Raw genomic sequence first — 21,958 nt, forward strand, 5'->3', positions numbered from 1 at the left:
TCTGTTGATTGTAGATGAGTGATGATCAGGCGGCGTCTGATGGCGGCAGGCGCTCGGCTTCGTATTCACCGGCGACGAGCAGTCGCCGCAGCAGTTTGCCGACCGGCGATTTGGGAATGGCGTCGACGAAGACGTAGCGGCGCGGCCGCTTGAAATTGGCAAGGCCCGTGGTCCGGCAGAACTGCTCCAGCTCGACGTCCGACACAGGGCGATTGCGCTTGACGAAGGCGGCTACGACCTTGCCCCATTTCTCGTCGGCGACGCCGACCACTGCGACCTCGTCGACCGCCGGATGCAGCGACAGGCAGCTCTCGATCTCGACCGGCGAGACGTTCTCGCCGCCGGTGATGATCATGTCGTCGACGCGGCCGGTGACGAACAGGTCGCCGTCGGGATCAACGAAGCCGGTATCGCCCGTAAAATACCAGCCCTCGCGCAGCGACTTGGCGTCGGCTTCAGGGCGGCGCCAGTAGCCCTCGAAGGCCTCGTCGCCGGCCAGCGTCGCGATGATCTCGCCCTCCTCGCCGACCGCGGCAAGCTCCGCGACCGACTTCGCTCCGATGCGCACGACCTTGACGTGCTGGTTCAGCCCCGCCTTGCCGGCCGAGCCGGGCTTTGCGGCGGCGTTCTGGTCGATCGTAAAGGTGTAGATCTCGGAGCTGCCGTAGTGATTGACGAACAACTCTGGCTTGAACGCCTCGTTCAGCTTCTTGAGAAGGCCGTCGGTCATCGAGGCACCGGCGAAGCCGAGCTTGCGGACGCTGGAGACGTCGGTCCTGGCAAAGGCCTCGTGATGAACGAGGTCGTGATAGAGCGTCGGCACCAGATAGAGGTTGGTGATCTCCTCCTTCTCGATCAGGGCCAGGGCCTGGTGGCTGTCATAGCGCGGCAGGCAGATGAAAGTGCCGCCGATCAGCGACATCGCCAGCAGCGAGCGGACGCCCATGGTGTGGTAGAGCGGCATGACGCCGAGCGTGCGCTCGCCGCGGCCGTAGAGATTTTGCGCGACATGGGCGATCGCCGCGGCGCGTTCGGCGCGATGCCGCCGCGGCACGCCCTTCGGCCGCGAGGTTGTGCCTGACGTGTAGAGCATGATCGACCAGGCATCGGTGCCGACACGCGGCTCGGCGTCCGGCGCGCTGTCCTTGATCAGATCGGCAAAGCTGGTGGCCTCCCCCGTCCCGGGATCGACGGAAACACGCAGCAGCTTGCCTGCCAACCCCGAGCCCTGCACCGCCTCGGCAGAGATATCCTGATAGACGATCGCGCAGGCTTCGGCGTTCTCGATGCAGTAATCGAGCTCGTCGGCCTTGGCGCGCCAGTTGATCGGCGTGATCACGAGGCCTGCGAACTGGCAGGCCCAGTGCAGCGTCGCCGCTTCCCAGTGGTTTTGCAGCAGCGTGACGACGTGATCGCCGGGCTTGAGGCCAAGGCGGTCGAATGACGCCACGAGCGCAGAGATCTTGCCGTACCATTGGCGGTAGGTCAGGCGGAGATCGCCGTCGACAAGCGCAATCGCATGAGGATCGCGCGCGGCGCTGGCCATGAAGCTGCTGGCGAGATCAAGCATCGGACGTCTCTTTTTTGGATGAAGCGAGTTCGGCGGCGGCTTCGAGCGCCGCCTGGATGATCGGTGTGTAGCCGGTGCAGCGGCAGATATGTCCGCTAAGGAGGTCGCGGATCTCGGCCTCGGTCGGCGCCGGGTTCCTGGCGAGATAGTGGTCGAGCGACATCAAAATGCCGGCGGTGCAGAAGCCGCACTGGAGCGCGTGGTTGCGGCGGAACGCCTGCTGCAGCACGCCGAGCCGGTCCGCCGACGGCGCGAGGCCTTCGACAGTCTTGAGCTCGCAACCATCGACCTGCGCGGCGAGCGTGAGGCACGACCGCGTCAGCATGCCGTCGACGACAACAGTGCAGGCACCGCAGACGCCGTGCTCGCAGCCGACATGGGTGCCGGTCGCGCCCAACTGGTGACGCAGGAAATCGGACAGCAGCATGCGCGGCTCGGCCTCGCCCTCGACCGGCTTGCCGTTGAGCGCGAAACGGACGGCATGGCGCTGATCTGCCTTGAGACGGGTCATTGCAGCACCTCGCCGATCAGATCGCGACCGATCATGCGCACGAGGTCGCGGCGGTAGCGCGCGGTGGCGTGGACGTCGTCGCGGGCGCCAAGCTCGTAGGCAAAGTCATTGAGGGCATCGTCGAGCGCGCTGCCCTCCAGCCGCGGCCAGTCGCGCGCGGTCGGAACGTCGGCGACGCCGCCGACTGTGAGGCGCACGCCCGTCGGTGTCTTCATCGCGGCGCAGGCGACGATGGCGAAATCGCCATGGCGTCGCGCGACCTCGCGGAAGACGAAGCGCGATCCCTTGACGGCGGGCAGCGAGATTCCTTCGATCAGTTCGTCATCGGCGCGCGCGGTCAGCATCATGCCGGCGAAGAAGTCCTTGGCGGCAACGCGCCGCCGCCGCTTGGCGCTGCGCAGCAACACCTCGCCGCCGAGCGCAACCAGCGTCAGCGGCATCTCGGCGCTGGGATCGGCGTGCGCGAGCGAGCCGCAGATGGTGCCGCGGCTGCGGGTCTGCATGTGCCCAACCCATGGCAGCGCCAGCGCGACCAGCGGCAGCGCCTCGGCGAGGTCAGGCCATGCCAGGAGGTCAGCCTGGCGCACGCCGGCGCCGATAGTGACGGCATCGCCCTTCCGCTCGATCTCGCGCAGCTCCCTGATGCGCATGATGTCGATCAGCAGTTTTGGCTTGGCGAGGCGCATGTTGAGCATCGCCATCAGCGACTGCCCGCCCGCGAGCACGCGCGCATCGCCACCCTGCTGCGCGAGTCCTTCGAGGACATCGCCAAGGGTTTCGGCACGGAGATAGTCGAATGCGGACGGTTTCATCGGCGTCCCCCGAACAGGCTCGCCACCTTTGCCAGCAGCGCGAAGAGCGAGAAGCCGCCCTCCGCACCACCACCGCCGGCCTTGCGGGCGAGCGCAGTGAAGAACTGGCCGATGATGACGCGCGTCGCGCCGTCGAGCAGGCGACCGCCGATGCTCGCCACCTTGCCGCCGATCGCGGCGTCGTAGCTGTAGGTCAGCTTCGTTCCGCCATTGCCGTCGGGCGCGAGCGTGATGCGCCCCTCGGCATTGCCGAAACCGAGCGCGCCGGTGGCACCGCCGCGCAGGGTGACCGCGCGCGGCGGATCGAGATCGAACAGCTCGACGTCGGCGCGATAACGCCCGCTGACCGGGCCAATACCGAGCGTGACGTCGGCGCGGAAATGCGTGTCGGTGATCTTGTCGACGCGCTGGCAGCCGGGAATGACCGATTGCAGCGTTGCGGGATCGAGCAGCATCGCCCAGACCTGCTCGGGCGCCCCCTTTACCGAGGCCTGCCCCTCACCGCGCAGCCGCCGGTCGCCTTCGCGCACAGGCGCGGCAGTCGCGCCGCCAGCGGGAGGCGGCGGTTCGGCACCGCGCACCAGCTCTGCAAGCCGCGCCGGCACCAGCGGCAAGGTGATATCGGCAATGCCGAGCGCGTCCGCGACTGCATTGGCGAGGCAGACGGGTGTGGACATGCAATTGCCCTCACCGACGCCTTTTGCGCCGAGCGGCGTGAACGGCGACGGCGTCTCCATGTGGATGATCTGCGGCTCCGGCACCTCTGTCGTGGTCGGCAGCAGATAATCGGCGAGCGTTCCCGTCAGAAAGCTGCCGTCCTCGGCGTAGGCATATTCCTCGTAGAGCGCGGCGCCGAGCGCTTGCGTAAAGCCACCGCGGATCTGGCCGTTGACCATGGCGGGATGCAGGATGGTGCCGCAATCGTGCATGGTGACGTAGCGGTCGATTCGCGTCTCCAGCGTCGTCGGATCGATCTCGACGCCGCAGAAATCGAAGATGAAGCCGTGGCAGAGCGAAGAGTTGATGCGGTCGTCCTCGTCGGGCGGCGTCAGCTCCGGCGGCGTCCAGAACACGGTCTCGCGGATGGTCTGGCCGGCATCATCAGGCAGCGAGCCCGGCGACCAATGGCTGAGCGCCGCGACGCGCGAGAACGCGATCCGGTTCTCCGGATTGTGCCTGGAGGCAACGAAGCCTTTCGCAAACACGATGTCGGCGGCTTCGACGTTCAGCTGGCTGGCGGCGATGCGGGCGAGCCTGCCAGCAACGCGCTCGGCTGCGATCTTCGCGGTACCGGCCACGGCTGCGGCGAAGCGGCTGGCGTAATTCCCTGACGCAATCGACCAGGCATCCTTGGCGGTGTCTATCTCGGTGTTGACCCGGATGTCTTTCGGCTGGAGGCCGAAGACGTCGGCAACCACCTGAGACAGCACCGTGCGATGGCCCTGCCCCTGCGGCACGGAGGCGACGTGAACCGTGACGCTGCCGACCGGGTCGAGCCCGACGGTTGCGGTTGCCTGCGCGCCGTTCTTGGGACCTGCCTTGCGGCGCTCGGCCGCCGTCAGCACGGTGGTGATGTAGCCCATGTTGGAGACGCTGGGCTCGACCACCGCGGTGAAGCCGATCCCGTAGAGCCGCCCCTGCGCTCGCGCCTCGTCCCGCTTCGCCTTGAGCGCAGCGAGCCTGCCCTGCTCGACTGCGAGCGCGACGGCTTCCTGGTAGTTGCCGGAGTCGAGCAAGGCACCAGTCGCTGTGCGATAGGGAAACGCGCCGGCGTCGATCAGATTGCGCTTGATGACATCGAGCGGATCGAGGCCAAGGCCGATCGCGATCCGCTGCACCAGGCGCTCCAGTGCGAAATAGACCTGCGGGCCGCCAAAGCCCCGGTTGAGACCGGTCGGCGTCTTGTTGGTGACGACGACGCGGTTGCGGATCTTGACGTGACGGATGTCGTAGGCGCCGGTCAGATTGCCGTGCATGCGGTAGAGCGTGGCAGGCTCAGGCGCGCGCAGATGCGCGCCGCAATCCTCGACCTGGTCCCAGTCCAGCGCGAGGATCTTTCCGTCGGCTGCGACCGCCGCCGACAAAGTCGTCGCGCGGTTGGTCGCCGACACCGACGCGGTCAGATGCTCGAGCCGGTCCTCGATCCACTTGACGGGCCGGCCCGTGACACGCGCGGCCGCGGCGATCAGCACGATATAGGGAAACACGCCCTGCTTGACACCAAAGCTGCCGCCGGAATCCGGCGGCGTACGCAGCCGCAGCCGGTTGCCCGGCACTTTCAACGCGCGCGCAATCACGGTGTGGATGCTGAACGGGCCCTGGAAATTGGCGAGCACCTCATAGGCATCCTCGCCCGCATCGTGCGAGGCGACGACCCCGTAGGTCTCGATCGGCGTGCAGGAATTGCGGGGATAGCGTATGTCGATCGAGAAGCGATGCGGCGCGTCCGCGAAGGCCTTTTCAGGATCGCCGTACCGGAAATGGCGGTCACTGGCGAGATTGCCGGGAAAGCCTTCGTGCAGTACCGGCGCGCCTGATACGAGCGTCCCGAGCGGATCGACGACAGCAGCCCGCGGGCGATACTCGACGTTGATCAGCTCGGCCGCATCCTCGGCGCGCGCACGGTCAGTTGCGACGACCAAAGCGACCGGTTCGCCGACATAGCGCACGCGGTCCATCGCGATCGGCCAACACTCCACCGGCGCCTTCACGCCGACGACGAGGCTCGTGGTGACGGCCTTGACGTCGCTGCCGGTCAGAACGGCTGCAACGCCCGGCAGACGCTTGGCGGCTTCAACATCGATGGAGAGAATATCGGCATGCGCATGCGGCGAGCGCAGGATCGTCGCGTGCAGCGTGCCGGGCTGGACACCGAGATCGTCGATGAAGCGGCCGCGGCCAGAGAGCAGCGCGGCGTCTTCGACGCGCTCGATCGAACGCCCGACCCACGGCTCATCGCCACTTCCCGGATTTGCGGATTTGACCGCCTGCAACATGTCCCGGCATACCTCCCGACGCGTTCTTTGACGCGACGATGACGTTTGTCAGGACTGGGGGTGCGGGAGCCATACCGCCCGCTCTCACGACTTACCAAATCGTCTCATTCGAGAGCGTGCAGCGCAATATCGGCCCGCAAGACTCAACCCGCAAGACGCGAGACATTGCGAAACTCGCGCGGGCTGACGCCGGCGTGATCGCGGAAGAAGCGCGTGAAATGCGCAGGCTCCGGAAAGCCAAAACGCTCGCTGAGCTCGCCGAGCGGTGTGTCCTCGCGCATGACAGCATCGAGCGCGCGCTCCATGCGGACGACGTTGAGATAGAGCTTTGGCGAGACGCCGAGCGAGGTCTCGAACAGGCGGAAGAACTGCGCGCGCGAGAGGCCTGCGCCCTTCACGAACTGATCGACGTTGGCATAGGAATCATGCACGCGCATCGCGTCCATCGCGCGGCGGATCCGCCAGTCGCAGCTCACCGCGCTCATGCCGCGGATCGAGGTCGGGAAGCTGCGCCAGGGCGTGAAGCGCTCGATCACCGCGATCATGAGATCCGAGAGCGTCTGCTCGTGGGTCCGCACCGCATCCGGATTCGCCATCATTTCGGCCGCCAGATGCAGCGTGAGCTGACGGATGCGCGGCGACACCTCGCCCGACGGCCGCTCGAAAAAGCCCGGCGCACCGCTGGCCGCCCAGCCGGGACGGAACTCCTTCAGCCATTCCGGCTCGATATAGAGCGCCATGATCAGCGTGCGCGGACGGTTGGCGTCGTGCACATAGGCATGCGGCTTCCAACCGTCGACGAGCACGGCGGCGGTGTCTGTCAGCGGCGTGACCTGGTCGCCCACAAGAAACTGCGTGTCGGAGCCCTCGACCTTGAGCAGGACGTGGCAGTGATGATGAGCGTGGCGGACCAGCGAACGGTCCATGTCGAGCAGAGCGACCCTGCCGAAAGCGCCATGAGCGATGCGCAGGGCCGTCGACATCAGTTCCTTCCTCCCGGCAGCGTTGCGCTGCAAAATGATTGCTTCATTGGCGCGGCACTATAAGCAGCACCCGCTTCATATTCCAACGGCGCAAACCGACGCAAGTTGCTTCCGAGCGGTAATCCGCTCATGCGCGCGTCTCCGAAAGAAACCGCGCGACCGCAGCGCCGGGGTCGGCCTGCAAGGCAGTGGCGAGATCGACCTCCTCCTCGCCCTTGACGCGAATGCGCTTGAAAGCGAGCTCGGGCGCGTTGACCGGCGCGGTCGCATCGAGACCCATCTTGGCGCTGATGCCGTTGTCGGTGGTCGGATCGAGCTTCGAGCCGAGCGCGCCGGCGACGACCATGAGGTCGCGGTCGGCCTGGAAGCGCGTCGCCACCGCCCATTCGATTTCCTCGGACGAGGAGATGTCGACGTCCTTGTCCACCACGATCACCTGCTTGATGTCGTAATGGGCGCCGAAGGCGCACATCATGATGTTCTTGGGCTCCCCGTCGTTCGCCTTGTCGATCTTGATCGCGAGGTGGTAGCGGCAGGTGCCGCCGCGCGTGAGGCGGACGTCGATCACGCCCGGAAAACTGCGCCGCAGATGCTGGAGCAGCGTCGCTTCGCGCGGCACGCCGCCGAGGATCAGGTGCTCAAAACCGCCGCCCACGATGGTATGGAAGATCGGTTTCGCACGATGCGTGATCGCATCGACCTCGATCACCTCGCGATTGGCGCGCGGACCATAATATTGGGGGAATTCGCCGAACGGACCTTCCGGTTCGCGCACGCCCTGAAGAATGCGTCCCTCGATGACGATCTCCGCGTGGGCGGGCACGCGGACTGAATTGGTGCGACACTTCACGACGTCGACGGGCGCGCCGAGCAGCGCACCCGCAATCGCCATCTCGTCATCGTCAAGCGCGGCGATCGCCTGGGAGGCCAACATCAAGGCCGGATGCGCGCCGATCACGATCGCGATCTCCAGCGCCTGGCCCAGCTCCTCCGCGAGGCGGTAGTAGGAGAAGGTGTGCCGCGGCAGCAGCAGCACGCCGATGCGGTTCTTGCCAGAGATCTGGCAGCGGTGGATCGAGACGTTCTGTACACCGGTCTTCGGGTTGCGCGCGATCAGCAGGCCGGCCGTGATGTAGGGGCCGCTGTCGCGCTCATTGTGCTTGGGCACCGGGAGTTGGCGCAGCAGATCGACGTCCTCGTGGACGACGTCCTGCACCGGTCCGCTCGCGACCTCATGCGTCGGCAGTGGATGGTTTGCAGCAGCCAGGAACCGTGGCAGCAACTGGTCCTCGGTCACGCCGATGGAATCGGCGACCCAGTCGCGTCCGGCGAAGAGATTGGCGACGACGGGAATTTCATGCCCATCGGGGCGCGGGAAGAGCACCGCGCTGTCGCGCTCCAGCCGCTTCGCGACGGCGGCGAGCTCGTCAGCGAGCCCAATGCCCTCGCGGGCGATCGCGAGCTTGCCGCGCTCGGCGAGAAACGCGAGCCAGGCGCGCAGATCGGCGGGCGCGTTCGCGCCTCTCCTCGCAACATTTTCCATTGGCATACGGGTCATTCCTCAGGTCTTCAGGTCAGGGCGCGATCTTGCGCAGCGGCGGCGAGCGGCGCTTGAGCGCCTCGTCCTCGCCCCAGCGGCGCACAACGCCGATATCGATGTCGAACAGGTCGAGCACACGGCCGACGGTGTGCTCGACCATGTCGTCGAGGTTCTCGGGTTTTGCGTAGAAGGCCGGCACGGGCGGGGCGATGATCGCGCCCATCTCCGACAGGGCCGTCATCGTCCTGAGATGCCCGGTGTGCAGCGGCGTCTCGCGCACCATCAGCACCAGTCGCCGGCGCTCCTTGAGCACGACGTCGGCAGCGCGGGTCAAAAGCGTCGTGGTCACGCCGGAGGCGATCTCGGACATCGAGCGCATCGAGCACGGCGCCACGATCATGCCGGCGGTGCGGAACGAGCCGCTGGAGATCGCCGAGGCCATGTCGTCGATCGCATGGCAGACATTGGCGAGCTCCCTCACCTCCGCGATCTTCAGGTCGGTCTCGTAGGCAAAGGTCAGCTCAGCGGTCTTCGACATCACCAGATGCGTCTCGACGCCGGCATTGCGCAGGAGCTGCAGCAGGCGAACGCCATAGGTGACGCCGGAGGCGCCGGAAATGCCGATGATCATCCGTTTGGGTGTGGCGTCCTGCATATGTCTGATTTCGCTCCCAGACGGCGCGGCCCTCGAGGCCTCGCGGTCCGCCACGAGACTAGGCAATCCCACCCATCACTACAAATAATGATTGATTATATCATCCATCATCTGTGATGATGGCCGCGCACAAGCAACAGCGAACAAAGGACAGCTCCGTGGAACTCAGGCAGATGCAATATTTCCTTTGCCTGGCCGAGGAAAAGAACGTCACCCGCGCCGCGCGCCAGCTCAACATCGTGCAGCCGGCGCTGAGCATGCAGATCGCCAAGCTCGAGGCCGAACTCGGCCAAAAACTGTTCGACCGCAGCGTCCAGGGCATGACTCTGACCAGCGCCGGCGAGGCGCTGGTGCGGCTGACCGCGCCGATCGTGCGTGACGCCGAATATGCGCGGCAGGAGATGGCGCAGCTCGGCGGGCGCATTTCGGGGCGGGTCTCGGTCGGCCTCATCACGTCGGTGGCGCAGAGCACTATGGCCAGTTCGTCGGCGACGGTCGCCAGTCGTTATCCCGAGATCACGCTGTCCGCCTGCGAGGGCTATACCGAGACGCTCGTGGACTGGGTCAACACCGGTCAGCTCGATTTCGCGCTGATCAACGTGCCGCGCCGGAAGACGCCGCTGTCCGCGCATCACATCATGGACGAGGAGATGGTGTTCGCCTGCCGCAAGGACAGCCCGGTCAGGCCACCGGCAAAGCTGCGGTTCGACCACATCGCGAATTTCGACCTCGTGCTGCCGTCCAAGCGCCACGGCCTGCGGCTGATCCTGGATGAGCACGCCGCCGCCATCGGCATCGACCTGCGGCCGCGGCTCGAGCTCGACACCCTCCCCGCGCTCTGCGACGTGATCGCGACCACCGACTTTGCCACAGTGCTGCCGACCATCGCGCTCCGGCAATCGCTCGCGAGCGGCGCCATCCGGGCGCATCGTTTCGACCAGCAACGGATCGTGCGCTCGATTGCCTGGGTGCATCACCCGCGGCGAGCGGTGTCGGTCGCGGCCAAGGCGGTGCTCGACGTCATCAGCCACGATCTTGCGCAAGCGGCCGCCGTGGCGCGAGAGTTTGTGGAGCCTTTCATTGGCAGCACGACCTCATCGCCTCGCAAGGCGCGCAGCAAGACGCGGCGGAAAGCGATCTCTTGAGTGCAGAATTCCTGCTCGGACAAGATGTCGCGCCCACTGCAAAATGAGACGGGTTGGTAAGTTTTGAGACGTGCAGGCATGACGGTCGTAGCGGCCTGCTAACTACGGTCCAGGCGCAGAAAAACGCGACCTGGCGCTCATCCCCGACGACTCCCGTCCCGGACGCTCCCTGGGCTCGCAGAACAAGACACAGTCGGGAGATTCAGTCCGAGATGGCACGGTTCGGTCGCAGCAAGATCACAGATGGCGCTCACCAGGAGAGCGAGGGATTTCGTCCTGACCGGAGGTCGCTGCTCACGCTCGGTGGTGGCGCCCTGCTCGCAGCAACGGGAATGCGGCATGCAAACGCGCAAGACTATCCGACCCGCCCGGTCCAGGTGCTTGTGCCCTTCGCCGGCGGCAGCGCCAGCGACGTCATCACCCGCATCCTGCTCAACCGCATGTCCATGTCGCTAGGGCAGGCCTTCGTGGTTGACAATCGTCCCGGCGCCGGCGGCAATATCGGCACCGCTGCTGCGGCGCATGCAGCACCCGACGGCTACACGCTGCTTATGAGCACCTCCGGTCCGCTGGCCGCGAACAAATCGCTGTACAAGGAGCTGCCCTACGATCCGCAGAAGGATCTCGTCCCCATCGGCCTGTTCGCGACGCTGCCGAATGTCATCGTGATCAATTCGAGGCTGCCACCGAAATCACTGAACGAGCTGATCGACTATGCCAAGGCGCATCCGCGGGAGCTGAACTACGGAACGGTCGGCGTCGGCTCGTCGCAGCATCTGGCGGCCGCCTATTTCGAGCAGCTCACGGGCACCGAGATCACGCACGTTCCCTATCGCAATATCGCCGCCTACACGCCGGACTTCATCGCGGGCCAGGTCCCGCTTGGCTTCCAGCTCTTGCCGAACGTCATCAGCCTGATCAAGAGCGGCGATGCACGCCCGCTCGCGGTGGCCAGCGACAAGCGCATGACCGCGCTGCCGGATGTGCCGACCGCGGCGGAGGCGGGCCTCAAGAATTACGAGAGCGCCGCTTGGCTTGCTCTGCTCGCGCCCGCGAGCACAGGCAAGGCCGTGCTCAACAGGCTCTATGCGGCGATGGCGGAAGCCGTGAACGATCCGAAGGTGCGCGCCCTCTTCGTCGAGCAAGGCGCCGAGCCCATGGTGATGGACCCACAAGGCCTGAAGGATTTCATGACATCGGAAACGACGAAATGGGCTGCGGTCATCAAGAAGATCGGCATCGAGCCGATGTAACCCCGAGCTTTTGTGCAATTATCAGCATCGTCCGGATGATCCGTCCGCGATAGCTCGCCAAAAAGCGCCTCCAACTTACGCTGCCGTGAAGGGCCGCAGATCCATGTGCCGGTTGACATCCTTATAGAGGAGATAACGGAACCGACCTGGGCCCCCGGCGTAGCACGCCTGCGGACAGAACGCCCGCAGCCACATAAAATCTCCTGCCTCGACCTCGACCCAGTCCTGGTTGAGCCGGTAGACGGCCTTGCCCTCCAAAACGTAAAGACCGTGCTCCATGACATGGGTCTCTGTGAAGGGAATAGATGCGCCCGGCTCGAACGTGACAATATTGATGTGCATGTCATATCGGATATCGGCCGGATCGATGAAGCGTGTGGTCCTCCATCTCCCATCCGTATCTGGCATTAGCGTCGGTGCGACCGAGTCCTCGTTGGTCACGATGACGTCGGGGTGAGCAAGCCCCGGTACGCCCTGATATAGCTTGCGGATCCAATGAAAATGAGCGGGGCTCGAGCTGCGATTGCGAATGCTCCAGCCGCGGCCGGGTGGAAGATAGGCAAAGCCCCCGGGTCGCAGCTCCCGCTCCTTGTCCGCCACCTCGAGGCTCAATTTGCCACCCGCGACGAACAGCGCGCCTTCGGCATCCTTGTCCGGCTCCGGCAGCTCACTTCCCCCACCCGGTGCCACCTCCATAAGATAATGGGAAAATGTCTCGGCGAATCCGGAGAGCGGTCGCGCCAGCACCCAGACACGCGTGTTATCCCAATGCGGCAGATGGCTGACGACGATATCGCGCTGCACACCGCCGGGTATGACCGCATATGCGTTCGTGAAGACCGCCCGGCCGCTCAAGAGCTCCGTCTGGGCCGGATGGCCGCCCTGCGGCACGTGATAGGTTTGCGATCGCATGGTCATGGCCTCCGATAGGTTTCCCGTGTGGTATGTCATTGCGCGGCTCTGCTTGCCGCACGTCATTTCCCGAGAATGCTGTCCGGCGCAAAATCGAGCTGCACCATCTCTTCCAGCCAATATTCCTCAAGATTGTCGCCCCCGCCCTTCCGGTCGACGACGAAGAACGGACTGGAGTCTTCCAGAACAAGCAGCGGATGGTGCCAGCAGTTGCGGGCATAGTTTACGCCCTGGTATCCCGTTGCAGCGAAGGCCCGATAGGTCGAGGCGATATGCGGATCCGTGCAGACGACGATCAGCCAGTCCTTGCGGTTCAAGGGCATGAACAATTGACTTCCAAGCGGATGGCGCTCCATCAGCCGGATCGCGATCGGCGCAGGCCGGGTGGAGGCGACAAACCAACTGATGTTGATCTGTCCGCCTTCCGCGGTGACGTCGATCGTGGCGAGATCGTTGAAGCGCCGGGCAAAGCCTTCGTTGATCGGCAGGGGCGTCAACCCATCCGTATCGACGACCTCGCCAAACGGCGCAAATGCCTTCCTCGTTAGACGCTCAATCGAAAGCGTCAGCATCGCCATATTCCAACCAACACTCGCGTTTCACGCCGTCTGTGCACTCGGGACGGGCTCATCTCCGCCGACGGCATCGACCAGCCCCTCACTTGAGGGATCAATCTCGCCGTTCAGGATACGATGCGCCTTTGCCCTGTCGATGTCGCCTTCCCAGGACGCGACGACGACGGTGGCAACGCAGTTTCCGACATAATTGCCGAGGGCGCGGGCAATGCCGATGAACCAGTCGACCGACAGGATGAGCACAAGGCCAATCGCCGGAATGGCCGGGATAGCGGCAAGCGTCGCGGCGAGCACGACGATGGCCGAGCCCGGAACGCCGTGCGCGCCCTTCGAGGTGAGCAACGCGATGCCAAGGATGGCGAGGAGATCGCCTGTCGCAAGCGGCGTGTTGGTCGCCTGTGCGATGAAGACTGCGGCCAGCGTCAAGTAGATGGAGAACGCGTCCAGATTGAACGAGTATCCGGTCGGTATAACGAGACCAACCGTCGACCGCTTGATGCCGAGCTGCTCGAGCTTTCGCATGGTTTGCGGCAGAACGCTGTCACCTGCGGCGGTGCCGAGAACGATCATCAACTCTTCGCGCAAGTAGGCGAGCAACTTGAACAGGCTGAAGCCGGACAGTCGCATGATCGCGCCGAGCACCACGATCACAAACAGGACCACGGCCAGATAGAACAGGCCGACGAGCCCGCCGAGTTGCTTGAGCGAACCAACACCGTACTTCCCGACCGTGAAGGCGATGGCACCGAAGACGCCGATCGGCGCGAGCCGGACGACGAAATTCATCATCTTGAAGATGATCTCGTTCACGCGCTCGATGAACTCGACGACCGGCTTCGCTCGCTCGCCGCACAAGGACACGGCGCAGCCGAACATGATCGAGACGATCAGCACCTGCAGGACGTCGCCGGAGCTGAAGGCCCCCACAATCGTCGAGGGGATGAGCTTCATCAGGAATTCGGAGACGCCGCCTCCCGCGACCTGAGCCGCGGTTTGGCTGAACCCGCTAAGGGCCTTGGCGTCGAGCGTCTTCGGGTCGATGTTCATTCCTGCGCCCGGCTCGAAATAGTAGGCAAGCCCAATGCCGAACACCAGTGCGACGGTGGTGACGATCTCGAAATACAGGAGAGAGCGGATGCCGACCCTTCCAACCTTCGACAGGTCTCCCGCCGCGGCGATACCGTGCACGACGACGCAGAACACGATCACAGGCACCAGCATCTTGATCAGCTTGATGAAGCCGTCGCCGAGCGGCTTCATCTGAAGGGCGAGGTCGGGATTAGCCATGCCGAGGGCGATGCCCAGCATGAGCGCAATGACGACCTGGAAGAAGAGTGACTTGAAGATCTTGGGCACGGCTTTTCCTCGCTTGGCTGGTCTTCGACTGACGCGGCTTGGTGGGCCTTCAGGCCTCCGCCTATCTTGTTGTTTGATGGTGACGTGTCGTCGTACGCACAATGGAGCGCGCTTGCCCGTGATCGCGGACCGCGCCCGGCTCGCAGAGGGCTCCGTCGGGCATTCGTTGACCATCGCGGATCTCAAGTCCAATATATAGAACGACACGATTGATAGGTTTTCCAAATGGATCTCCGCCAGCTCCGATATTTCATCGCCGTCGCCGAAGAGCGCAGCTTCACCCTCGCCGCTCGGCGACTGAACCTTTCCCAACCACCGCTGAGCCAGCACATCCAGACGCTGGAGGCCGAGCTCAAGACGCAGCTTCTCCACAGGACCAGCCGAAGGGTCGAACTGACTAAGGCCGGTGAAGCCCTGCTGGGCAGAGGTCGTGCCATTCTCCAGCAGATCAAGCTCGCGGAAGACGAAGTTCAGTCGATCGGCGCCGGCCTTATCGGCACGCTTGACGTTGGTGCGACCGGCTCCATCTTGCGCGGTCGGCTGGCGGAACTGCTTGCCGCCTACCGAAAGGTTGCTCCATCGGTGAAAACCACGGTGCATGAGCAGGCGCCTGCATTGCAGATCGCAGCACTCCTCAACCGCACGACCAACATTTGTCTTATTCGCAGCGTTCCGACCGAACACGGCCTGACCAGCAAGCTTGCTTGGCGGGAAGAGGTGGTCCTCGCACTGCCGCACGCGCACCCGTTGGCCGGGCGCAAGCGCGTTGCGCTTAGCGAACTAGCATCGGAGGATCACATCGTCCTCGACCCCAATAGCTCGGAGTTCGCACGCTACATCCAGAAATGCTGTGTCGATGCCGGCTTTTTGCCGCGGGTATCCCAGCAGGTCGTCGACGCCCAGTCGATTCCGAGCCTGATCGTGGCGGGCTTCGGCGTGGCACTGGTGCCGCAGTCCATTGCGCGCTTCACGACAGCCGACATTGTATTCCGGCCCATCAGACCCTCACCACCCTCGGCCGATGTGTTTTTGGTGTTCCGAGAGGATGAGACGTCGATGGTCGTGCGCAATTTCATCAAATTGGCCGTTCGGTACCTAAGCCACCGCAAAAGCCCGAGGCAAGCCTCCTGAAAGAGCACGACGGTCGTCGTCGCCATCGGCGGTCGGGTCTGGGTGGCTTCCGGACATCCCGGCGTTGAACGCTCGACGGATTGTCGACTGCTGCATCGCGACCCACGCGGGCCCTGATGGCGTTCGGATTCGATTTCAGCGACGGTGCCACCATACAGTTCGTCGCGTCGAATTGTGGTTAAGAGGCTCGCAGCACGTTCGTCAATGCAGACAGCGCAGCCGGCTGATGCTGACGACTGGGGTAATACATGAAGAAGCCGGGAATTGGCGGCGTCCAATCTTCCAGCACACGGATAAGGCGACGTTTCGCAACATGCTCTGCGACCTGCTCTTCAAATGCGAGCCCCAGGCCGGCGCCAGCGAGTGCCGCCTGAATCACCAGGTGGGTATCATCGATGATGAGCGGGCCATTCACGCCGACCGTGACCGCCTTCCGTCCCTTCTCGAATTCCCACCTGTATGGACCGCCCGGAAGACGCAGGCTTATGCATCGATGGTCATTTAGATCCTTGGGTTTCCGGGGAATGCTTCGTGATGAAAAATAGCCGGGCGATCCGACCACCGCCAATCTCAACTCCTGGGTGACCCGCACCGCGATCATGTCTTTCTGAATGTACTCGCCAAGTTGAATACCGGCGTCGAACTCACCCGCAACGAGGTCGACGGGGCCAGTGACGGTAACAACGTCAAGAACGATGTCGGGGTAAGCTTCCGCGAATGCCGTGAGCCGCGGCAACAATACCATCACGGCAGCCGACCGGGACATGACAATCCGAAGGCGGCCTGCCGGCCGGTGCCGAACGTTTCGGGCCTCGTTGATGGCACGAGCAATCTGCTCAAGTGCCGGAGACAATTCTTTCAAAAGAGCTGCGCCTGCGGCGGTTGGTGCGACGCTCTTGGTCGTTCGAGCAAGAAGCTGCAGCTCGAGCCGTTGCTCAAGTCCCCGGATTGTGTGGCTCAGGGCAGACTGAGACACACCGATCTTTGCCGCAGCCCGCGTAAAGCTCCGTTCTCTGGCGACGATTGCAAACGTAGCGAGTTCGTTCAGTTCGTTTCTCATGGTTTATGAATATTCCTCATAAGCCCAAGTTGTCCAGCACGCCTATCCTCATAAGCTACTTTGTCCTAGGTTCGGTCAGCAAGGAAGACTTGAGGCAACCTTCTGCAGGTTTCGGCCGGAGACCACGCTTTCCAGCCACGCGCAGCTTCTTCCCATTCCCAAGCTGATGGATAACAGGCCTATGGATACCGATGCTCGTGCCTTGCGCTCCCTGGCGCAGACCTATTTCGACAGTGCCTATGAAATGGATGCTGACAAATTCGCGTCTATATTTCATCCCTCGAGTTCCGTGACCAAGGTCGGCGACGATGGCAACGTGAGCGTGACGCCAATTGCGACGTGGCTGGCAGCTGTCCGTAATTTGAAAGCTCCGAAGCAACAGGGCCTGGAGCGCCAGGATCAGATCCTCTCGATTGACGTTGAAGGAGAGCTCGCGCTTCTGAAGCTGAAATTGCAAATTCCGCCGCGCTACTTCACCGACATGCTGTCGTGCTTGAAGGTCGACGGAACCTGGAAGATCGCTCAGAAAGTGATGACTTCGAAACTCTGACGGTTTCGGTACCGTTTTGAGAAAGTGAATCAAACGCTTGTCAGGTTGTCCGTGAAAGCTCTGTCACAAAGCGCCAACACCTTGGGCTGCGCTTCGGGATCATGGAGGATTTGGTCACTCTCTGATGGATATGTCGACCTGCCCGCCGAATCCCTCAAGTATCCAAACGACAAAGTAGGCAGGCAGACCGAACCGCCTCAGCGGGACGCTTCGCTGGTTCGATTATCGGTCAACTGCTTCCTATTCGATCGCTCTGGCATGGATCGCGTCTTGATCGATTGTGGAGCGGGCGCGAGTTGGGACCCGTCCATGGGTCACCTCGCGGAGGCGATGGCGGAGGCAGGCATCGACACGTCATCGATCACGATGATCGCCCTCACTCATGCTCATGGCGACCACGTCAATGGTCTCCTGATGCCTGACGGTCGACGAGCATTTAATGGCCTGAGGAAGATCGTGATAGGGGCAGACGCCATCGAGGAGTTTCTTGCCGAGCCCGTGCTGGAGCAGTTTCGTTCGCTCCTTGCCCCCGTTAACGGTGGAGATCGGCTGGCCGATCATTTACTGGCGGTGGATATACCTGGGCACGCTCGGGGCCATATGGGTTATCTCCTCAACACTGACGAGAACGATGTCTTGTTCTGCGGCGACCTTATCCACGTTCCCGCCGCACAGTTTGCCCGTCCCGAGCTTACCTGGGCCTATGACGATGACGAAGCCGTGGCGAGTGCTACCCGGATCAGGTTGCTCCGGGACGCAGCAAATGCGCAGACGTGGCTGGCCGGCGCTCATTTAGGTCGACCAGGCATCGGCAGAGTGGTCGAAGAAGGGCAAGGATATGCGTTCATTCCGGTCGCGTAGCGGCCCATGAGCCCGCGCGACGGGCGTCAGCACCTTCGCGCACGCCCTCGTCAGCGCGGGACGACGGCAGTCGCTTCGATCTCGACGCGCGCCGATGGCTCGACGAGGCGCACCACCTGCACGAGCGCCATACTGGGGTAGTGGGTGCCGACCACCTCGCGATAGGCCTTGCCGAGCGCCTTCAGATTCGCGGTGTATTCATCCATGTCGACGACATACCATGTCAGGCGCACGAGATGGTCCGGCCGGGCGCCGCCTTCCGCCAGGATCGCAACGATGTTTTCGAGCGTCTGCCGAACCTGCGCGACAAACCCGTCGGCGAACCGACCTGCGATATCCCAGCCGACGACACCACCCGTCACAACGAGACATCCATCGGCCATGATGCCGTTGGCATATCCCTTCGGCTGCGGCCAGCCGCTGGGCTGAAGCACTTGCAGACCGCTCGTCGCGGGGGCCTCTGGCTTTTTCATCGTACTCATGCGGAGTTATCAATCCTCTCAGCGCGGCTTCAGGAGATCGCGCGCGACAATCAGTTTCTGGACCTCGGTCGCGCCCTCGTAGATGCGCAGCGCGCGGATTTCACGGTAGAGGCTTTCGACGATCTCACCCTTGCGCACGCCGCGGCCGCCGAACATCTGGACGGCGCGGTCGATGACGCGCTGCGCGGTCTCGGTTGCCGTCAGCTTCGCCATTGCAGCTTCGCGCGTCGTCGGAAGCTTCTGGACGTCGCGACGCCAGGCCGCGCGGTAGGTCAGCAGCGCGGCGGCGTCAGTCTCCGTCGCCATGTCGCCGAGCGCGGCCTGGGTCAGCTGGAGATCCCCCAGCGTCGCACCGAACATGTGCCGGTTGCGCGCATGCGACAGCGCTTCGTCCAGTGCGCGCCGCGCAAAGCCGAGGGCTGCGGCGGCGACCGATGCACGGAAGATATCGAGGGTCTGCATCGCGAGCTTGAACCCGCCGCCCGGCGCGCCGAGGCGACGGCTCGCCGGAATCCGGCAATTGGTGAAGCGCAGCGTCGCCAGCGGATGCGGCGCGATGACGTCGATGCGGTCGGCGATGCCGAAGCCGGGATCATCCGGGAAGACGACGAAGGCCGAGATGCCGCGGGCGCCCGGCGCCTCGCCCGTTCGCGCAAACAGCGTGTAGACGTCGGCAATACCGCCGTTGGAGATCCAGGTCTTCTCGCCATCGATAACGTAGTCGTTGCCGTCGGCTCGCGCCGTGCAGGACATCGCCGCGACGTCCGATCCTGCCTCCTTCTCGGACAGCGCGAAGGCCGCCAGCCATTCGCCGGCGCGAACTTTCGGCAGCACGGCCTTGCGCAGGTCCGCCGAGCCGCCGAGCGCGATCGCGCCGGAGCCCAGCCCCTGCATGGCGAAGGCGAAATCGGCGAGACCATCGGCATAGGCCAGTGACTCCCGCGACAGGCAGATCGAGCGGGAATCGATCGTCGTCGCATCGCCGTCAGGCGCGGCGACGGCGCAATCGAGCACCCCCGCCTCGCCCATCGCGCGCACCAGCTTGCGGCAGGCGCCATCGACATCATTGTGATCGATTGTGTCGAGAGCCCCCGACCGCACGAAGCTGTCGAGCGCCTCGCCGATCGCATGATGACGCGGCTCGAAAAACGGCCAGTCGAGCCATTCGCGCCGGATCACTTTCGCCGTGGAGTTCATCTGATCCCTCCTCCGCTCATTGCCCGGCCGTAGCCGCGGCGCGCGCCAGATTGGTTTCGTATTGTCCCTTGGCGGACAGATACTGCTTCGGCCACTCGACCTTGGTGATGCCGATGCGCGCGGCTTCGTGCAGCGTCCAGGCCGGGTCGGCAAGGTGCGGCCGCGCGATGGCGCAGAGATCGGCGCGGCCGGCCGCGAGAATCGAATTGGCGTGATCGGCCTCGGAGATCGCACCGACTGCGATGGTCTCAATGCCGACCTCGTTGCGGATCAGGTCGGCGAACGGCGTCTGGAACAGGCGTCCATAGATCGGCCGCTCGTCCTTCCAGACCTGCCCCGACGAACAATCGATCAGGTCCGCCCCGGCCTCCTTGAACATGGCGGCGAAGACCGCTGCATCGGCCGGCATGTTGCCGCCGTCGGTCCAGTCATGGCAGGACAGGCGCACCGACATCGGCCGGTCGGACGGCCACACCGCGCGCATCGCCTTGAACACCTCCAGCGGAAAGCGCGCGCGGTTTTCATGGCTGCCGCCGTATTCGTCCGTGCGCCGGTTGGTCAGCGGCGACAGGAAGCTCGACAGCAGATAACCGTGCGCGCAATGGAGCTCGAGCCACTCGACGCCGGCGGCAGCGGCACGATGTGTCGCGGCGACAAAATCGTCGCGCACGCGGTCCATGCCGCTGCGGTCCATCGCACGCGGCAACTGGCTGTTGGGCAGATAGGGCAGCGCCGAAGCCGAGATCAGCGGCCAGTCCCCCGACTCCAGCGGTTGATCGATCCCTTCCCAGGGTACCCTGGTCGCACCCTTGCGGCCGGCGTGGCCGAGCTGAATCCCCACCTTGGCATGCCCGACGCCATGGACGAGCTCGACCAAGCGGCGCCACTGCGCCGCCTGTGCATCGTTCCAGAGCCCGAGGCAGCCCGGCGTGATCCGCGCATCCGGCGAGACGCAGGTCATCTCGGCGAAGACCAGCGCGGCGCCGCCCATGGCGCGCGCGCCGAGATGGGCGATGTGGAAGTCGTCGATGAGTCCGTCCTGCGCCGAATACATCGCCATCGGCGAGACCATGATCCGGTTCGCAAGCGTCAGTCCCCGCACACGGTGCGGTGTCAGCATCGGTGGCGGCACTCGCTCGCCATCCTTGACCGCAATGCCCGACCGCGCGGCGAACCAGCGCTCGAAGCCTTCGAGCCAGGTACGATCCCGCAGCCGAAGGTTCTCGTGACTGATGCGCTGCGAGCGTGTCAGCATCGAATAGAAGAATTGCGGCGGCTCGAGCGTATCGGCATAGCGGTGGCCGACCACCTCGAACCATTCCATGGCGTTGCGCGCCGCATTCTGGATGCGCGCCACATCGACGCGGCGCACCTCCTCGTACGCGTCCAGCACGGTTTCAATGCCGGCGCGACCGTGACCATGGCGATCGAACTGGTTGGCGAGTTCGATGGCGTCGTCGAGCGCGAGCTTGGTGCCCGATCCGATGGCGAAATGCGCGGTGTGCGCGGCATCCCCCATCAGCACGACATGAGACTTGCCGTTGAACACGCTCCATTTGCCGCAGATCAGGCGGCTGAAATTGAGCCAGGCCGAGCCGCGCAGATGGCGCGCATTGGTCAGGAGCTTCGCGCCATCGAGCGTCTCGGCGAAGATTTTTTCGCAGAACTCGACCGAGGCCTGCTGATCGAGCTCGCCAAGCCCGTGGGCGTTGTAGGCTTCTTCCGTGGTCTCGACGATGAAGGTCGAGGTCTCCGCATCAAACTTGTAGATGTGCGCCTGGAACCAGCCGTGCTCGGTCTTCTGAAAATCAAATGTAAAGGCGTCGAACGCCTTCTTGGTGCCGAGCCAGATGAAGCGGTTGGGCCGGATCACCATGTCGGGCTGGAATTGCTCGGCATAGCGAGCGCGGATCCTGGAATTGACGCCGTCACAGGCGACGATCAGGTCGGCGTCGGGGTATTCGAGATCGGATTCGACCTCGCGCTCGAAGACGAGCTCGACACCCAGCGCTTCACAGCGCCGCTGAAGAATATTGAGCAGATGCTTGCGCCCGATACCGATGAAGCCATGGCCCGTCGTGCGCTGGCGCGTCCCCTTGAAGACGAGCTCGATGTCGTCCCAGTGATTGAAGGCGTCCTCGATCTCGGCCGCGCTCTCGGGGTCGGCAAGGCGCATCGCGGACATCATGGCATCCGAGAACACGACGCCCCAGCCGAACGTGTCGTAGGGCTTGTTGCGCTCGACGACCGTGATGACATGCTCCGGGTGCCGGCGCTTCATCAGCAGGCCCAGATAGAGACCGGCCGGGCCGCCGCCGATACAGACTATGCGCATGATCCCTCGCTTTCGAGCGTCGCGCCGTGTGCCG

19 protein-coding genes are annotated in these 21,958 nt (G+C 64.1%); 5 read left to right on the top strand and 14 right to left on the bottom strand.

Features of this window, described 5'->3' with window-relative positions; translation table 11 throughout:
* Window positions 1–25: 25 nt before the first annotated feature.
* From AB7Z56_RS28750 to AB7Z56_RS28780, 7 genes are all read right to left on the bottom strand, one after another.
* Entirely contained in the window at window positions 26–1,570 is a 1,545-nt protein-coding gene (locus tag AB7Z56_RS28750; protein WP_063984195.1) for an AMP-binding protein, read from the bottom strand.
* Entirely contained in the window at window positions 1,563–2,081 is a 519-nt protein-coding gene (locus tag AB7Z56_RS28755) for a (2Fe-2S)-binding protein (RefSeq protein ID WP_063984196.1), read from the bottom strand. The genes AB7Z56_RS28750 and AB7Z56_RS28755 overlap by 8 nt, the downstream gene beginning before the upstream one ends.
* A complete protein-coding gene (locus AB7Z56_RS28760) occupies window positions 2,078–2,893 on the bottom strand; it encodes an FAD binding domain-containing protein (RefSeq protein ID WP_063984197.1) in 816 nt (271 codons plus the stop codon). The genes AB7Z56_RS28755 and AB7Z56_RS28760 overlap by 4 nt, the downstream gene beginning before the upstream one ends.
* A complete protein-coding gene (locus tag AB7Z56_RS28765; RefSeq protein WP_063984198.1) occupies window positions 2,890–5,889 on the bottom strand; it encodes a xanthine dehydrogenase family protein molybdopterin-binding subunit in 3,000 nt (999 codons plus the stop codon). Before AB7Z56_RS28765 ends, AB7Z56_RS28760 begins: the two co-directional genes overlap by 4 nt.
* A gap of 143 nt (window positions 5,890–6,032) precedes the next feature.
* Window positions 6,033–6,872, bottom strand: coding sequence for a helix-turn-helix transcriptional regulator (locus AB7Z56_RS28770; RefSeq protein ID WP_014496257.1), 840 nt, complete (start codon window positions 6,870–6,872; stop codon window positions 6,033–6,035).
* Between the two features lie 127 nt (window positions 6,873–6,999).
* Window positions 7,000–8,421, bottom strand: coding sequence for a UbiD family decarboxylase (locus tag AB7Z56_RS28775; protein ID WP_063984199.1), 1,422 nt, complete (start codon window positions 8,419–8,421; stop codon window positions 7,000–7,002).
* A 25-nt stretch (window positions 8,422–8,446) separates the two neighbouring features.
* Window positions 8,447–9,067: a UbiX family flavin prenyltransferase gene (locus AB7Z56_RS28780; protein ID WP_071915243.1), complete on the bottom strand. Its 621-nt coding sequence runs from the start codon at window positions 9,065–9,067 to the stop codon at window positions 8,447–8,449.
* Window positions 9,068–9,240: 173 nt separating this feature from the next.
* On the opposite strand from AB7Z56_RS28780, the gene AB7Z56_RS28785 reads away from it, so the two are divergent.
* Both AB7Z56_RS28785 and AB7Z56_RS28790 read left to right on the top strand, forming a co-directional pair.
* Window positions 9,241–10,212, top strand: a complete 972-nt coding sequence (locus AB7Z56_RS28785; RefSeq protein ID WP_063986499.1) for a LysR family transcriptional regulator — start codon at window positions 9,241–9,243, stop codon at window positions 10,210–10,212.
* A gap of 212 nt (window positions 10,213–10,424) precedes the next feature.
* Window positions 10,425–11,465, top strand: a complete 1,041-nt coding sequence (locus AB7Z56_RS28790) for a Bug family tripartite tricarboxylate transporter substrate binding protein (protein WP_354177021.1) — start codon at window positions 10,425–10,427, stop codon at window positions 11,463–11,465.
* A gap of 75 nt (window positions 11,466–11,540) precedes the next feature.
* Here the strand turns inward: AB7Z56_RS28790 and AB7Z56_RS28795 are convergent, their stop codons facing one another.
* From AB7Z56_RS28795 to AB7Z56_RS28805, 3 genes are all read right to left on the bottom strand, one after another.
* Window positions 11,541–12,377: a bifunctional allantoicase/(S)-ureidoglycine aminohydrolase gene (locus tag AB7Z56_RS28795; RefSeq protein WP_063986500.1), complete on the bottom strand. Its 837-nt coding sequence runs from the start codon at window positions 12,375–12,377 to the stop codon at window positions 11,541–11,543.
* Window positions 12,378–12,439: 62 nt separating this feature from the next.
* A complete protein-coding gene (locus AB7Z56_RS28800) occupies window positions 12,440–12,949 on the bottom strand; it encodes an ureidoglycolate lyase (protein ID WP_063986501.1) in 510 nt (169 codons plus the stop codon).
* Window positions 12,950–12,976: 27 nt separating this feature from the next.
* Window positions 12,977–14,308 (bottom strand): C4-dicarboxylate transporter DctA, encoded by a 1,332-nt coding sequence (locus tag AB7Z56_RS28805; RefSeq protein WP_063984202.1) that lies wholly within the window; start codon window positions 14,306–14,308, stop codon window positions 12,977–12,979.
* Window positions 14,309–14,533: 225 nt separating this feature from the next.
* Here AB7Z56_RS28805 and AB7Z56_RS28810 point away from each other — a divergent pair, with 225 nt between their 5' ends.
* Entirely contained in the window at window positions 14,534–15,439 is a 906-nt protein-coding gene (locus tag AB7Z56_RS28810) for a LysR substrate-binding domain-containing protein (protein WP_063984203.1), read from the top strand.
* 178 nt (window positions 15,440–15,617) lie between these two features.
* Here the strand turns inward: AB7Z56_RS28810 and AB7Z56_RS28815 are convergent, their stop codons facing one another.
* Window positions 15,618–16,499: a LysR substrate-binding domain-containing protein gene (locus tag AB7Z56_RS28815; protein WP_063984204.1), complete on the bottom strand. Its 882-nt coding sequence runs from the start codon at window positions 16,497–16,499 to the stop codon at window positions 15,618–15,620.
* 181 nt (window positions 16,500–16,680) lie between these two features.
* Between AB7Z56_RS28815 and AB7Z56_RS28820 the strand changes: the two genes are divergently transcribed.
* Window positions 16,681–17,049: a nuclear transport factor 2 family protein gene (locus tag AB7Z56_RS28820; RefSeq protein ID WP_063984205.1), complete on the top strand. Its 369-nt coding sequence runs from the start codon at window positions 16,681–16,683 to the stop codon at window positions 17,047–17,049.
* A gap of 51 nt (window positions 17,050–17,100) precedes the next feature.
* Entirely contained in the window at window positions 17,101–17,910 is an 810-nt protein-coding gene (locus AB7Z56_RS28825) for an MBL fold metallo-hydrolase (RefSeq protein ID WP_441256850.1), read from the top strand.
* Between the two features lie 50 nt (window positions 17,911–17,960).
* On the opposite strand, the gene AB7Z56_RS28830 is transcribed toward AB7Z56_RS28825, so the two are convergent.
* From AB7Z56_RS28830 to AB7Z56_RS28840, 3 genes are read right to left on the bottom strand one after another with little or no spacing between them, the layout of a single operon-like run.
* A complete protein-coding gene (locus AB7Z56_RS28830) occupies window positions 17,961–18,392 on the bottom strand; it encodes a RidA family protein (RefSeq protein WP_441256659.1) in 432 nt (143 codons plus the stop codon).
* An 18-nt stretch (window positions 18,393–18,410) separates the two neighbouring features.
* A complete protein-coding gene (locus tag AB7Z56_RS28835) occupies window positions 18,411–19,589 on the bottom strand; it encodes an acyl-CoA dehydrogenase family protein (RefSeq protein WP_441256660.1) in 1,179 nt (392 codons plus the stop codon).
* Between the two features lie 16 nt (window positions 19,590–19,605).
* Window positions 19,606–21,924, bottom strand: coding sequence for a bifunctional salicylyl-CoA 5-hydroxylase/oxidoreductase (locus AB7Z56_RS28840; RefSeq protein WP_441256661.1), 2,319 nt, complete (start codon window positions 21,922–21,924; stop codon window positions 19,606–19,608).
* Window positions 21,925–21,958 lie beyond the last annotated feature (34 nt).

The sequence above is a fragment of the Bradyrhizobium sp. 482_C4_N1_8 genome, from assembly GCF_052075965.1.
Taxonomy (GTDB): domain Bacteria; phylum Pseudomonadota; class Alphaproteobacteria; order Rhizobiales; family Xanthobacteraceae; genus Bradyrhizobium; species Bradyrhizobium barranii.

What these genes read in the sequence shown, in the direction of transcription:
- AB7Z56_RS28770 (WP_014496257.1), bottom strand. Translation starts at nt 6,872, where the DNA reads ATGTCGACGGCCCTGCGCATCGCTCATGGCGCTTTCGGCAGGGTCGCT.
- AB7Z56_RS28785 (WP_063986499.1), top strand. Translation starts at nt 9,241, where the DNA reads ATGCAATATTTCCTTTGCCTGGCCGAGGAAAAGAACGTCACCCGCGCC.
- AB7Z56_RS28790 (WP_354177021.1), top strand. Translation starts at nt 10,425, where the DNA reads ATGGCACGGTTCGGTCGCAGCAAGATCACAGATGGCGCTCACCAGGAG.
- AB7Z56_RS28795 (WP_063986500.1), bottom strand. Translation starts at nt 12,377, where the DNA reads ATGCGATCGCAAACCTATCACGTGCCGCAGGGCGGCCATCCGGCCCAG.
- AB7Z56_RS28800 (WP_063986501.1), bottom strand. Translation starts at nt 12,949, where the DNA reads ATGCTGACGCTTTCGATTGAGCGTCTAACGAGGAAGGCATTTGCGCCG.
- AB7Z56_RS28835 (WP_441256660.1), bottom strand. Translation starts at nt 19,589, where the DNA reads ATGAACTCCACGGCGAAAGTGATCCGGCGCGAATGGCTCGACTGGCCG.
- AB7Z56_RS28760 (WP_063984197.1), bottom strand. Translation starts at nt 2,893, where the DNA reads ATGAAACCGTCCGCATTCGACTATCTCCGTGCCGAAACCCTTGGCGAT.
- AB7Z56_RS28750 (WP_063984195.1), bottom strand. Translation starts at nt 1,570, where the DNA reads ATGCTTGATCTCGCCAGCAGCTTCATGGCCAGCGCCGCGCGCGATCCT.
- AB7Z56_RS28810 (WP_063984203.1), top strand. Translation starts at nt 14,534, where the DNA reads ATGGATCTCCGCCAGCTCCGATATTTCATCGCCGTCGCCGAAGAGCGC.
- AB7Z56_RS28765 (WP_063984198.1), bottom strand. Translation starts at nt 5,889, where the DNA reads ATGTTGCAGGCGGTCAAATCCGCAAATCCGGGAAGTGGCGATGAGCCG.
- AB7Z56_RS28840 (WP_441256661.1), bottom strand. Translation starts at nt 21,924, where the DNA reads ATGCGCATAGTCTGTATCGGCGGCGGCCCGGCCGGTCTCTATCTGGGC.
- AB7Z56_RS28820 (WP_063984205.1), top strand. Translation starts at nt 16,681, where the DNA reads ATGGATACCGATGCTCGTGCCTTGCGCTCCCTGGCGCAGACCTATTTC.
- AB7Z56_RS28755 (WP_063984196.1), bottom strand. Translation starts at nt 2,081, where the DNA reads ATGACCCGTCTCAAGGCAGATCAGCGCCATGCCGTCCGTTTCGCGCTC.
- AB7Z56_RS28780 (WP_071915243.1), bottom strand. Translation starts at nt 9,067, where the DNA reads ATGCAGGACGCCACACCCAAACGGATGATCATCGGCATTTCCGGCGCC.
- AB7Z56_RS28815 (WP_063984204.1), bottom strand. Translation starts at nt 16,499, where the DNA reads ATGAGAAACGAACTGAACGAACTCGCTACGTTTGCAATCGTCGCCAGA.
- AB7Z56_RS28830 (WP_441256659.1), bottom strand. Translation starts at nt 18,392, where the DNA reads ATGAGTACGATGAAAAAGCCAGAGGCCCCCGCGACGAGCGGTCTGCAA.
- AB7Z56_RS28775 (WP_063984199.1), bottom strand. Translation starts at nt 8,421, where the DNA reads ATGCCAATGGAAAATGTTGCGAGGAGAGGCGCGAACGCGCCCGCCGAT.